This is a genomic window from Chitinophaga sp. MM2321, from assembly GCF_964033635.1.
GTDB lineage: Bacteria > Bacteroidota > Bacteroidia > Chitinophagales > Chitinophagaceae > Chitinophaga.
Window position 1 is genome coordinate 4,028,355 of record NZ_OZ035533.1, and the last position, 14,299, is coordinate 4,042,653.

Annotated in this window: 6 protein-coding genes; all 6 read right to left on the minus strand. The window is 50.8% G+C overall.

Features of this window, described 5'->3' with window-relative positions:
* Positions 1 to 112: 112 nt before the first annotated feature.
* The 6 genes from ABQ275_RS15540 to ABQ275_RS15565 all read right to left on the minus strand — a co-directional run bounded on the left by ABQ275_RS15540 (position 113) and on the right by ABQ275_RS15565 (position 14,087).
* The gene (locus ABQ275_RS15540; RefSeq protein ID WP_349314063.1) at positions 113 to 4,114 is read right to left on the minus strand and encodes a two-component regulator propeller domain-containing protein; all 4,002 of its coding nucleotides are present in this window, start codon (positions 4,112 to 4,114) and stop codon (positions 113 to 115) included.
* A 151-nt stretch (positions 4,115 to 4,265) separates the two neighbouring features.
* Complete coding sequence (locus ABQ275_RS15545) at positions 4,266 to 6,506, minus strand: glycoside hydrolase family 2 TIM barrel-domain containing protein (protein ID WP_349314064.1); 2,241 nt, start codon at positions 6,504 to 6,506, stop codon at positions 4,266 to 4,268.
* 37 nt (positions 6,507 to 6,543) lie between these two features.
* Complete coding sequence (locus ABQ275_RS15550; protein WP_349314065.1) at positions 6,544 to 8,499, minus strand: heparinase II/III family protein; 1,956 nt, start codon at positions 8,497 to 8,499, stop codon at positions 6,544 to 6,546.
* 118 nt (positions 8,500 to 8,617) lie between these two features.
* A complete protein-coding gene (locus tag ABQ275_RS15555) occupies positions 8,618 to 9,004 on the minus strand; it encodes a DUF5017 domain-containing protein (protein WP_349314066.1) in 387 nt (128 codons plus the stop codon).
* A 35-nt stretch (positions 9,005 to 9,039) separates the two neighbouring features.
* A complete protein-coding gene (locus ABQ275_RS15560; protein WP_349314067.1) occupies positions 9,040 to 10,641 on the minus strand; it encodes a RagB/SusD family nutrient uptake outer membrane protein in 1,602 nt (533 codons plus the stop codon).
* A 20-nt stretch (positions 10,642 to 10,661) separates the two neighbouring features.
* Positions 10,662 to 14,087: a TonB-dependent receptor gene (locus ABQ275_RS15565; protein ID WP_349314068.1), complete on the minus strand. Its 3,426-nt coding sequence runs from the start codon at positions 14,085 to 14,087 to the stop codon at positions 10,662 to 10,664.
* Between the last annotated feature and the right edge of the window lie 212 nt (positions 14,088 to 14,299).

The window sequence follows — 14,299 nt, forward strand, 5'->3', positions numbered from 1 at the left end:
GCGTATGATTTTGGTAGAATTAGGTGAAAAATTTTCATAGTCTATGTATAAACAAATCTAAGCGAGCACTCCGGAGGTGGGGGGTGAATTTTATAACTAAAAGGGGGGAAATTTATAAATCCGGCTCGCCTGCATAGGCTGTAGGGGTCTTGCCGAACTGTTTTTTGAACTCCCGGCTGAAATATTTCCGGTCGTTATACCCAACCATATACGCCACTTCGTACACCGTATGCTGTTTTTTCCGGAGCAGCTCGGCCGCTTTTCTGAGGCGGAGGGATTTTACGAAATCGTTTACGGACATATTGGTGAGGGCTTTCAGTTTTTTGTACAATACTGGCTGGCTCATAGCTACCTTGCGGGCCAGCATGTCTACACCGAATTCCGGGTCGTCCATATGCTCGTGTACGAGCTCCACCAGCTTTTCGAGGAAGGCGTTGTCCAGCGAATTGGGAAGCGCGGCAGCGGGAACGTCCGGCCGTTCGGCCTTTAGCTGCCGTCCGTATTTCTGCTGCATCTTTTCCCTGGAAGCCAGCAGGTTACGCACGTTCAACTCCAGCACGCGGGTGCTGAATGGTTTGGTAAGATACAAGTCTGCACCGGTTTCCAGGCCGCTCAACTGGTCTTCCTGCGAGCTTTTGGCAGTGAGCAGTATCACGGGGATGTGACTGGTGCGTTCATCGGTTTTTAACAGATAGCAGAAGCGCAGGCCGTCCATTTCAGGCATCATCACATCGCTGATCACGATGTCTGGTATTTGCGAGGTGGCGAGCGCAAGCCCTTCGGCGCCGTTCTCACTCTCCAGCACGAGGTATTGTCCGCTGAAGGTCTCCCTTACCAGTTCGCGCAGTTTCGGGTTGTCTTCCACGATATGCACCGTGAGCGGGTGGTTTTCTTCCGGCTGCGCCGGTTGGATGTCTTCTTCCATCACGCGGACAGGAGGTATTTCCATCGCTTCATGCTTGCCGATCACATGTTGCGTGCCTTCAAAATGCGCGCTGCCCAGTTGCAGGGTAACGGTAAAGCACGTTCTGCCTTCCCTTCCATCTGCCAGCGGCGCGCTTTCCACGGTCAGCGTGCCTTTGTGCAGCTCCACAATATTTCTGGACAGCGCCAGCCCAATGCCGTAACCGGTGTTCTGGAACCCGTGATCGGCCACCTGGAAAAAATTGGTGAACAGCTTGCCCAGGTATTCCGGGGCTATGCCGCGACCATTATCCGTGACCGTTATGATGTACGTGTTTTTATGCTGCGCCACATGCAGGCTGATGCAACCGCCATCTGGCGTGAACTTGAACGCATTGCTTAACAGGTTAAAGAACACCTTGTCCAGCTGCTCGCGGTCGAAATACGCGGGAGCTTGTTGTATATCATAACTGAAAGCCGTTTTGATCCGCCTGCGCCGCGACAATTCCCTGAAATTACCGCCGATGTTTTCCAGGAAAGGAATAAGGTCTTGCTCCGCCACATGCAGTTTGAGGTGATTGGTTTCCGCTTTGCGGAAGTCCATCAGTTCGCTGACGAGCTTCAGTAGCCTGTCCGCATTGTTGCGCACGGTGGACAGCTGCGGCCGCATCGGGTCATCATGTTTAAGTGTATGGATCATCTTTTCCACCGGCGCCATCAGCAGCGTAAGGTGGGTGCGAATTTCGTGGGATACATGGGTGAAGAAGTTGAGTTTTACCTGGTGCAGGTCTTCTTCCTTCAGCAGCAATGCCCGCATGAAAAAGTACCGGGTAACGACGAAGAACAGCAGCGCCAGCAACACCGCATACAGGCAATATGCCCACCAGGTGCGCCAGAACGGCGGCTGAACGGTAATGTCCATAAACACAGGCGTACTCCATACGCCATCGTTATTGGCGCCTTTCACCCAAAGTGTGTAGCTGCCGGACGACAGGTTGGCATAGGTCACAGACGGGGTGCTGGTTTCTATCCAGTCGCGGTCTGCGTCTTCCAGCTTGTATGCATAGCGGTTTTTGCCGCTTTTGATGTAGTTGAGTAAGGCGAATTCGATGGTGAACACTTCCTGGTCGTGCCGGAAACTGAGCTTGCGCAGATAACCGATATCTTTTTTCAGAAGGCCATTTTTCCCGCCGATGTTCACCGGTTGGTTGAACAGCTGCAGGCCGGTGAAAAGTACGGGAGCGGAGTAGGTATTCGCCGCTATCCTGCCAGGGAAGAAACTGGTGATGCCGTTGAACCCGCCGAAGTACATTTCGCCCCGGCTGTCTTTCAGGAAGGCATTGTAATTAAAAGTGTTGGCCGCTATGCCATCGCTGATGGTGTATGTCTGGAAGGATTTTTTCTCCGGGTCGAACTTCACAAGGCCATTGCCTGTGCTGATCCAGAACTGGTGATGCTCGTCTTCCAGCAGGCCCATCACATTGTTGTGCGGGAGCCCGTCTTTTTCCGTGTACATGGTATGTTGCCGCAAATCCGGACTGTATCGCACCAGGCCGCCGTAATACAGGCTCACCCAGATGTTGCCCCGCGAATCTTCCTGCACGGCATTGATGTATTTCTTGAGGACAGCCTTCATCTTCCCACCCTGGCTCATGTACAACCCCCTGGTAGCGCCTGCCCAGTATCTGCCGCGCGAATCCTGGAAAAGATAACGGATAGACTGTTTGGCGGTTGGCCCGGTAAGCGCGGAATCGTTCAGGGGAAACAATTCAGTTCCTTTGCGCTGCATAATGTGCAGGCCGGTGTTTGAACCGATCCAGAAGCGGCCCTCGTTGTCCTCCATCAGCGAAGTGATTTCGCGCGGGAAAGCGTTCGGGTCCTGCTGATCGTAGAAATATCTTTTAAAACGCCCTGTGCCTTTTGCCATTACGTCCAACCCGCCGCCATGTGTGCCGGTCCAGATGTTATGATCGGCGTCTTCGTATACGATCTTCACAAGATTGGAACCAATGGAGCCGGGATCATCGGGAGCATGCTTATAATAAGTATAGGCGCCGGTTTTACGGTTGTAGTAATTCAGGCCGCCACCTTCGGTACAGATCCAAAGGTTCTGCTGCCTGTCTTCAAGGATGTAGCTTACCACATCATCGCTGATGCCGGGCTGTACCTTACTGTTCTGCCAGGTAGTGAAGAAGGTACTGTAGGAATGCACCATGTTCACCCCGCCAAAATAAGTGCCGATCCAAACGGTGCCGTTGTTGTCCTCAAAAAGGGAATGGATGGAATTTTGGGAAAGGCTGTTTTTGTTGCCGGGATCGTAGCGGTAGGTAGCCGCTTCCAGCTTAACGGGATCGATCACGTTGAGTCCTTCCTGCGTGCCCACCCACATTTTGCCCGCTTTATCGCTAATGATGCTGCGCACGAAATTGTGCGCCAACCCTGGCTCGGTGAGGTGGGTGAAGGTACTGGTGATCGGATCGTAAATGTCAATCCCGGCATATTGCGTACCTATCCAGATGCGACCGGCCGGGTCTTCCGCAAGCGAGGTGATGTAGTTCATACCGAGGCTGGCGGCGTTGCCTTCTTCGTGCCGGAAGGTCTCGAAGCGGAATTGACCACCAGTTCCGCGGATGCGGTTGAGGCCGTTATTGGTACCCACCCAGATGTCGCCCCGTTTGTCCTGGCAGATGCTACGCGCCCTATATCCGGCCAGTTGGCCCTGTGCGTGCGTGAATTTCCGGAAGTGGAAGAGCGAATCGGTTTCCAGATACAATCCGCTGTTGGTCGCTACCCATAGCCGCCCTTTACGGTCTTCGAAAATGGTGTTCACATTTTCATGCATCCCGGGTGTGAGTGGGATGCGTTCGAACGAGTCCTTTTCGGGGTCGTACCGGCAGAGGCCCACGGAGGTGCCTATCCAAAGGACTTTCCGGGAATCAGCGTAAATGGCGGGGATAGTGTTTCCCGGAAGGCCGGTGGAATCTCCCTCGCGCTGTTGGTAAATTTTGAACCGCAGACCATCGTAACGATTGAGACCGTAACGGGTGCCATACCAGATAAAACCTCTTGCATCCTGCGCAATGGAGATTACAGAATTATGGGACAGGCCGTTTTCCACTGTCAGGTGGTTAAATGCAATATTCTGTCCTTTGGTTGACGTAAAAGCAAGTAAAATTACCAGGTATAAGCACACCACCTGCCTGAAAATCATACATACATATAAGCACTCGGATATTTTATTTCCGGAAATAAGAGAGGAATTTTCAGAATATCTTTTTTTCATCTGATCGGTAATCAAATCATTAATACGGGATTAGGATATTTCCCTATCCGTTTACGATTTTAATTATATCAAAAACCTACTACTTCCCAACAACCGGTTTTCCGTCTTTATCACCCGGCGTCGGATAAACTTCTTTCAGGCCCGGAACATATTCCCACTCACACGAATCCGTAACCACTTTGCTACCCCATTTCGCTGAAACTGCTATCGTGTTTTTTCCCGGGGCGAGATTAACCTCTTGCCATTCCGCAATGCGGATGTCGTTGGTTTTCCGCGCGCCGATTGACTTGCCGTTTACCTTTAACTCCACCAAAGAAGCATTGGAATATACCCGCACCGGCGTAATGGCCTGTCCACGGCGAACATGCCGCCTGCTGGTGATATAGACCATCGGCTCCGGGTTCCAGTTTGCCTTGTAGAAAAAGTAGGTGTCTTTTTTCCGTTGGCGGTCATAGGTCATCAGCCCCTTATCGTTGATACCATCACGGTCGCCCTCCCTGCGGTTCCAGGTGCAGGATTCGAACATCTGCCAAAGAAAGGAGCCCCATATATAACGCCTGTCGGCAATGTCTTTCCAGATGCGTTCATGGGCGTACGATTGCCACTCCTCGGGATGCCACCTGCCGGCTGTGGCTACCGGCTTGTCTTTAAGCGTAAGGTGCTGCTGGTGTTGTATCATGCTGGCGCCGGCGCCGTATTCGCTGATGCAAAATGCGGGTATCAGCGGGATAGGGCGGCGGGCGTCAAAACTTTTTCCTGCTTCGTTGCCGGTGTACCAGAAAGGATAAGTGTTAAAGCCTACCCAGTCTGAGATGCGATTTAACTCGGGCCACCAGTTATGCGATGCGGCAACGATGGTAGGCCGGGTAGGATCTTCGCCATGTGCCTGCATATTGAGGTCGCGGATGTCACGATGCGGATCTTTGCCGCCGGGCTGCACTTCGTTAAAAAGGCACCAGGTAAAGATGCTGGCGTGATTGATATTCTGCCGGATCAAATCGCGGAGCTGTTCGGTGGTAGTTTGTGCGAAAGAAAGGCCGGGGTCAGTACCGGGAAGGCTTACCTGGTTAACGACGGGAAGTTCCGCCCACACCAGGATGCCAGCTTTATCGCAGATGGTATAGAAGTTATCGCTATGCTGGTAGTGTACGGCGCGAATAGCGTTCCCCCCCATTTCAGCAATAAGGTCTACATCCTGCTGTTCATCTTCCGCCGTAACGGCCCAGCCTTTGTGGTCCTGCCCCTGGTGAAGACAAACCCCCTGAAGTTTGAGGTATTGATCATTCAGGAAAAAACCTTTTTCAGGATCGACGCGGAAATTGCGAAGGCCAACGGACTGCGTTACACAATCGGTAACGGTTCCCTCATTTTTTAATTCGATTACAGCACGGTATAGATAAGGGTCGGACTGGCCCTGCCATAAATGTGGGCGCCTGACCGTAACGTGTTGTGTATACATCGGCGTCACTAAACGCTGGATGACGATAGGCCGTTCATCTGATACCACGATATTTCCTTCAGCGTCAAAAAGCGTAAAGCTGAGCGTGCGTTTGGCCGAATTCGGCGCGGCATCCGTGATGGCTTCCAGTATTCCGATATCCGGCCGGGGAGTGCGCAGGTCTGTTCTCGCAGCCAGGTATGAAACCTGTGTGGAAATATCAAGCACCGCTTCGTTCTTTGTTACTTTTGTCTGAAGGATGGAAACGCCCGGCGAACCGTGATCGAGCGGTGTGATGCAGGCTTCATCAGTAATGATAAGATGTACGGGACGGTATAAACCTCCAAAGATCGTGAAGTCGCCGGCAAGCGGCGCAACGTCAGGCTTGGGCGCATTGTCGGTGCGGACTTCCAGTTTATTTTCTTCCCCCGGCTTTACAAAATTGGAGATCTCGAAAGTGAAAGCACTAAAGCCGCCACGATGTTGCCCAAGATATTTTCCATTTATCCAGACATCCGCAACGAGTGAAGCCGCTTCAAATTTTACGAAGATGCGTTTGCCCTTTATGTCCTTCGGGATGTCGATCATCTTCCGGTACCATGCCGGCCCGCGAAAATTTTCCTTTCCCGCCTCCGCCTCCAGATAGCCGTAGTTATGCGGAATGCTGATCATTTCCCAAGCCGCGGAATCCCCAGGCGCTTTGTCTTTTGGATAGTCTTTATCGACCGTCACAAAACTCCACTTACCGCCAAGGAGCACTTCCGTGCGCGGCCCCTCTTTTGATTGAAAAGGCGTAAATGAGAAAGAGATAAAAGCAAGCAATAAAATAATTGCAACGGATGCCGTTTTATTTTTATGTGGTATTTCGAAATTTAATTTCATTCAATTGTTTTTAAATTGATCAGAAGGAAGTTGCCCCTTATTTATGAATGCTGTAAGTGACCGACCCGCTGGCAGCAGGCGATTTAGCCGTGAGCAGCACACGCCATACGGGCCGGCCTTTCCAGGATGTTTTCAGGGTCTGATCTTCAGGAGCGGTGAGCGATACTGTTTCCTTGTTTGCATCCCACAACTTTTTATTATAATCGAGGTGTACTGTACCCTGGTTGGGCAAGCTGAAAATTATTTTCCCGGGAATGGAAATATCGATGTCACACACCGACATGAACGATTGCACGATACTGGCAGGTTTTGCATTCATTGCATACGTATCGTTGATACTGATAGCACCGCTTCGTTTATTCATTTCCACTTTGCGCCGCCAGCTTTTTATGCCGCTTTCTGCGGGGTACGCGTCCGCGATGTTCATCGTCAGTTGCGCGGAATTCGCAGTTTTGCGGTAGTCCACCTCCCTGGCGGTAAAGGCTGTGCCGCCCTTTTGCTCCTGCCCGTTTACGGTGGGCAGGTTGTGGTAGGGAGAAGTATTGAACCATAACGTATATCGGTCTTTTGAGAAAGTCTTTGAGGTATAGGTACCTGGGCCCACATCTATGATCACGGGGAAACCATCGGCATACACGATAAAATCGCCTACATCGTTGTGGTTATGGCTTTCGCCGTTGTGACCGGCGTGCGTGGCCAGGAACATGCCATTTTCCGAGCGGGCTGCCATCAGTTGAACATCGCTGTACCATACGTCGGGGGAGGTGTTTTCGTGGTAAGCATACGCCGCGCAATCTTTTATGGCCAAAAGATTATAGACCCGCCGCATGCTGTGAAAAACACCTACGCCATCGGTTTGGCCATACGAATTATACATCAGGCTGCCGAAATTCGTCATGGGTTCGTAGCCGGCATTTTTACCAAACCGGTAGATCATCAGACCATCCGGCGTTATTTCAGGATGCGCGTCGGCTACGTTGATGAAATACTTTCCGGCAATATGGGTTTTCTGGATATAAGCGCCCATTTTTCGGATGAAGGGATCCTTATACACATTCACTTTTCCGCCCGTAGCATCGTACAACAGGTTTAAGGCGTCGAATACACAGCCCCCGGCAGCACTCCAGTAACCGGGGCCTTCGTCGCAACCTGCATCAGCCCCCAGCCCATTGATGTAGCGGTCAATAATTTTAATGGCAATATGTAACGCCTCCACCCGCTTAGTTTCATCTTTTTCGATCAGTAAATTCGCCAGTATATAGTTGGAAGCGATCCAGGGAGCCCAGTTATTGAGTTTGGCATTGGGCTTACCTGCACCCATCCAGCCGTATTGCGCGGTTGTCATGGGCGCCAGCATTCTCCTGTTGATTTCATACCGGATGCGGCGGCGGATCAGTTTGGACGTTTTATCGAGTTCAGCGCCGATGAAATAATCGGTTAATGCCAGTAAGCCTCCCGTTTCTGCCTCAAAAAGATCAACTATGGGATCTTCCACATCCGGCAAGCCCGCGCCGGCTTTCTGATAACGAACGTGCGCGCTGATACCCCAAAAAGTTTCCTCGCATATCGCCCATATCCCATCAAGGATATGATCTGTAAACCGGCCCTTGCCCTCCATGGTTTCGGCTAACACCATATTCCATAACTGCCTGCGGTTCGCAAAGGAAATTTCCTCGTAATCCGTACGGTTGCCGTTGCGCACATATTCCAAAGCGATCGTCGCGGGAATGTTCCTGAAATTTTTTTTCAGCTCGGCTCTCCCGGCGCTGATGATCGAGGAGATGACAGAATCCGGCAGCAACTGTTTCCACTCGCCGGGTGTCTGTGGGAACGGCTTGAACTGCCCCTGGGGAATAAGCGAGCCAGGAAGCTCCTGCTGCGTGGCTTTTCGCAGGATATCACGTTGAACGATCTGCGCGTCCGCGCAAAAAGAATGCAGGATGCTGAGAGAAGAAAGCAGGAGAACAACTGAGCGATTCAATAAATTCCGCATATGTATTTTTTTAACAAATAAGCTATGATGGCTACCGCACAAAAAAATATGGAACAGGCTTGTAGGATCACTCCGGCGCGCCTGTCCCATATTTTATCTTCAATAAGGTGTCCAATCGTTATTGGACGGTAATATTTATTTCTTTGGCAGCATCTACCTGTTTGGTGCCTGCCGCATTAAAAGCTGCGAAAACCGCCTTATAAACGCCCGGATCGGGATAGATGTAAAAATATCTGTCCAGCCTTTGGCTAATGTCTTTAATAGCGACGCCTCTGTCGGGATCAGGCACCCTGTCCTTAAAGGTATAGTCGGCTCCCGCTTGGCCGGAATAAAAAGTGATGATGTCCGGGTTGCCGGATAAGGTAAAGAAAACAGTATCCCCGGCGTGATACGTATTGCCCGTGGTGGCGACGTCGAAAGAGATCGGTTTTGGCTTTAGCTCCTTTTCGCAGGACGCCAGCATAGCCGATACTGCTAATATGGTAATGAAAGATAAAATTCGCATAGTGACTATCTTAATTAATTGAAACATTGTATGAATTAGTACCCAGGATTCTGGATGATCGCCTTGTTCACCGATATTTCGGAGGAAGGTATCGGGTATAATAAATATTTCGGGGATGATGCGGCGTTTATGGGGCCGAGTAACGCATATTTCAAGGAAGACTGATTGGCGAGATCGGTTTGCATCTGCGCGGCCAGGGCTGCCATGGTCTGCGTCCATTTACCCCACCTTATCAGGTCAGGTCTGCGCAGGGTTTCATAACACAATTCACGCGCCCGTTCGTCTTCAATGGCCAACTGGAATTGCTCCCGGTTGAGCCCGGGCGTTAAGTCCGCCGTAGCATTGGGAATGTCCACCGGCAAGCCATATGCCCTTCTCCTTACGCGGTTGATCGCATCATACGCCGCGTTGGAAGGCGCCTGACCGTTTACCTGGTTATCCGCTTCTGCCAGCATCAGCAGCACGTCGGCATACCTGAGTATCGGGAAATTCTCAGGCGTGTAGTTGAGATTCTTGGGGGTATGCGCTTCTTCGGTCCTTCTCCATTTACCGCAGTTACGGTCGTATATGAGCGAGCCCCGGAGTTGCCTTTGAGTGCCTGAATACCTATAAGGTGAGATAGCCCAATCCCTTCTCAGATCGCCTTCTCCATACAGGTTATACAATTTGGCGGTAGCATTGATAAAACCATAGCTGTAACCGGTATCAGGATGGTTGGAGGCAGAATATGCGATACCATTGGTATTGCCTACCCTTCCTTCTTCTTTGTAAATATCCAGCCCGTTCCCGGAGAAATCGGCTTCCCACATCGATTCTTTGATATCATAGATATCACTGGACTGATTGATGAATATCTGGCTGTAGCTGGGGTTCAATGAATGCAGGCCGGAGTTTTTCACTTCGTTGGCCCAATGAAGTGCTTCCTCGTATTTTGATTTATCCAGCAAAGGATATCCTGCCATCGTTAAAGTTACCCTTGCCAGTATGCCCTGCACGGTAGTTTTGGATACCCGGCTGGAATAATTGAAAAAGTCGGCGGTCCGGCATTTATCAATGGCCTCCGTCATATCCTTCAATACCTGGGCGTACACTTCTTTCGCGGGCGTAGCCGGAACGTTGATGCTGGATGCGCCCGTAACCGTAGTCGGCTCAAGCCGCAGCGGCACGTCGCCCCACCTGCTCACCAGCGTAAAATAGAAGAACCCGCGAAGAAACATCGCTTCCCCTAATATCGCCTGCCTTTCTGCATCGTCCATGTTGGCTGGAACATTGATATTCGCAATCAGGTTGTTGGCTCTTTCAATACCGCGATAGCAGCTTGCCCAAAGGGAGGCGATCTCGGGGTCAGTGTAATCGAAGTTGTACACCTGCGGGCCACTTACCTTGGAAGCCCTGGCATAAAACCCTTCGTCGGTGCAGGCGCCTAGCTGGTCGTATAACTTGTCTGCGTACATGTCGCGCGTGTCCGCACCCAGCACATCGTACACGCCGGCCAGCGCATTGAGCAACTGTTTCGGAGTGGAATAATTGGCAACAGGCGTTGCGAAATCAGCAGGTGTGGTGGTTAAGAACTTCTTGCACGAGAATAAGCCTACGGCAAGAAGGAATAGTATGGAAAAGTAATGTATGCGTTTCATATAGAACAAAATTTTAGCAATTAAAAAGTAACATTCGCGCCGAACGTGATCGTTCTCGCCCTGGGATAAGCGGAGTAGTCAACACCGGGGGTCAATACACTGTTATAAATACTAACTTCAGGGTCCATGCCTGAATACTTCGTCCAGGTGATGAGGTTCTGGCCAGACGTATATATTCTCAAAGAGCTGATCTTTAATTTCTTTATGATGCTGGCCGGCAGCGTATAACCCAATGCGGCTGTTTTTAACCTGAGATAAGAGCCGTCTTCGATAATCCTCGTAGAATACTCGTTCGCAACAGGGCCTTCTCCTTTTGTGCGGTGAAGCGTGTTGCTGGCATTTTCAGGCGTCCATCTGTCCGCAAAGTTGGCAAATTGATTCAACCCGTTTTTGGTGCCCGATTCAAACACAAGCCTGTTAATGTTTAAAATATCGTTGCCATAGGACCACTGAAAGAAGATATTCAGATCAAATCCTTTGTACACGAGATTGTTGCCGAAACCGCCGGTATGAACAGGGATTCCCCTGCCGGTAATGACAAAATCGCGGCTGTCCACGATACCATCACCGTTGATATCCTTGTATTTAATATCACCGGGCTGAATGGAGGTGCGGACGTTGCCATTCGTCGGCATTGAGTTCTTTAAGACATAATTACCGGACACTTCATTGAAATCGCCGACCTGGAAAATGCCGTCCCATACTGGCCCGTACATCAGGCCCAGCGGGCTGCCGACTTTAGCGATAAACGCCGGTACTGTTTTGGAACCGTTATCATACGGTGCATAGAGGTTGGTAATTGATTCCTGGTTTTCAGTCAATGCCAGCACTTTGTTGGCGTTAAAGGATATGTTGAAGCTGCTGCCCCAGGTGAAATCTGGTGTTTTGACATTTACCGTATTGATTGAAAATTCCAATCCCTGGTTCTGCACACTGCCAATGTTTTTATAGATCGTGGTGTACCCGTAAGAGGCCGGTATCGTTGAGTTCAGGATCAGGTCGATCGTTTTTTTGCGGTATGCATCTGCTGTGAAGCTGATGCGGCCGTTGAACAATTCCAGGTCCAATCCTATATCCACCTGGGAGGTGGTTTCCCATTTCAGGCTGGGGTTGCCCAGCGTAGAGGGAATGGTGCCCGGCACGTTTTCGTTGTTAAACGTGTATCCCTGACTGATCGGGGAGGTACTGAACTGTGACAGGTAAGGGAAATCTCCTACCCTGTTGTTCCCGGTTACGCCATAACTTACGCGGAGCTTCGCATCGGACACGACCCGGATATTTTTCATGAATTTTTCCTCGGTGATTCTCCAGGCTATTGCGCCTGAGGGGAAGTAGCTCCAATGGTTCTCCGGGGCGAATTTTGATGATCCGTCTGCCCTGAAACTGGCTGTAAGCAAGTATTTTGACCGGAAGTTGTAATTGGCGCGCCATAAAAATGAAGCCAGCGTATTGGATGAGCTGCGCGCGGTAATCGATGAGGGTGTGCCGTTATCCAACCAGTTGATATCCGTAGCCTGCTCCGGAAGAATGCTGGCCGATCCGCCATAGGCCGAAGTTTTGACGGCCTGTTCGGTAAAGCCGGCCAGTAAGATGAGGGAATGGTCCCGGTTAAACCGCTTGTTGTACGTCAGCGTGTTTTCATTCACCCAGGAGTTGTCATGGTAATATACAACGGACCCGTTTATCCCGCCTTGCCGCAGCTTCGGGTTGCCCATATAAGTGTGCTCGTTGTTGAACTGAACGGCTTGTCTTTGATTATTGGTGATGCCGCCGGTAACCCTGAACTTCAATTCCGGCGTGAAATTGTACTCTGCGTAAGCGTTGGCGGTAAGATTGTTGAAATTATTGTTCCTTACCGTATTTTGCTGGTTAACTACGGGGTTATACCGGAAGTCCACACTGGGATCAACATCTTCATCCCGTTCGTCTATATCCAGGCCGTCGCCGAAGGGGCGGTATCCCCATATGCTGTACATCATGGCGCTGGACACGCTGCCCCCGGACACTGCGGAAGCAGAAGGGGAAACACCGCTTTGTTGCATGTAGCTGTAATTGGTGTTGATGCCGACCTTCATGTGTTTGCCGATCAACTGATCCAATACAATCCGGCCCTGGTATCTTTTATACCCCGAATTGATAACAACGCCGTCCTGGTTGAGAATAGAACCGGAGATGGCATATTTTGTAACAGCCGTACCGCCGGTGATGGATATGCTGTAGTTCTGCATGGGCGCTACCCGGAACATTTTGGACTGCCAGTCTATCACCCCTGTATCCCTATAGGTATCCAGCGTATTGCCATCACGCAGGTAGCGGTAAGCGGCGGTGTTTTCCGTAGTTGTATCGCCGGGAGACCGCTCCAACTGCAGTTTCACGAATTCGTAAGGACTTAACAGCGCAGGGGTTTCGGGTATTTGCTGGAAACCGTACCAGGCATTCAACGTTACGACTGGCGCGCCCTCTTTTCCTTTTTTTGTCGTGATCAGGATGACGCCGTTCGCGCCGCGCGCGCCATAGATAGCGGTTGCAGAGGCATCTTTTAATACCACCAGTGATTCGATATCTTCCGGGTTGATCACGTTATTGTCGGGGTCTTCGATAGGAAAGCCGTCTACAACGTACAAGGGAGAGTTTTCCTGCGTGATGGAATTATTACCTCTTACCACGATGCTGATGGCGGACCCGGGCTGGCCATCGGTGGAAGAAACGGTAACACCTGCCACCCTGCCTGCGAGAGCTTCGTCAAAAGAGCGTACGGGCGCTTTTTTCAGATCGTTCACGGATACCTGTCCTACGGCGCCGGTCAGGTCCTGCTTTCTGGCCTGTCCGTAACCTACCGTAACCACTTCCCCGAGCGACTTGATCTCGATTTCCATTTTCACGACGAGGTTGCTCCTGCCCGTTATTTTCTGTTCCTGCGTTTTCATGCCGATAAAAGAAAATACCAGGGTAGCGTCCGGGGGTATGTTCTGGAGTGTAAAGGTCCCGTCGCCTGCTGTCGTCGTGGAAACCGCGCTTCCTTTTACTGATACGGAAACGCCGGGAAGCGGCGCGCCTTTTTCATCGGTCACCTTTCCATTTATGGGAGGAGGCATAAACAATGAATCCAGCAACAAGAACTGTTTGCCTGGAGCAGGCGGTTCGTCGCTGACCTTGCGGGTCAGGAGAATTGTTTTCGACGCTAGCGTGTATTTGATGGGCTGGCCTTTCAGGACCATATTCAGGAATTGCTCCAGGGAAATGCCTCTCGCTTCCACGGATACGGGCCGTGTATCGTTAAAGATGTTGGCCTGATAGGTGATGCCATAGCCGGTTTGTTTTTTGATGGCGGTAAACACTTTTTCCAGCGGCACATTTTTCCCGGAAAAACTGATTTTTTCTTGTGAAAAGCCTTTGGCGCTCACATTCAGAATGGCAGCAGTCAATAATACGAAAGTTAACTTCATGGCTAGCCAGATTACTCCTCTGCTGCAGCCATGGCGCCTTTTGTTAATAGCAGCCTTAGCTGGCAGAAAATTAGTGATGCAGGAGTCGCTCCCCCGAGCCTGGCTCCCACAAATTGCTGTTTTTAGCATACTTTTGCGATGTTTGGTTGAGTAATAAGAAGTCTTCCCAGACCTTGTTTACAATTAAACAGATACTCGGCCAGGGATGTACC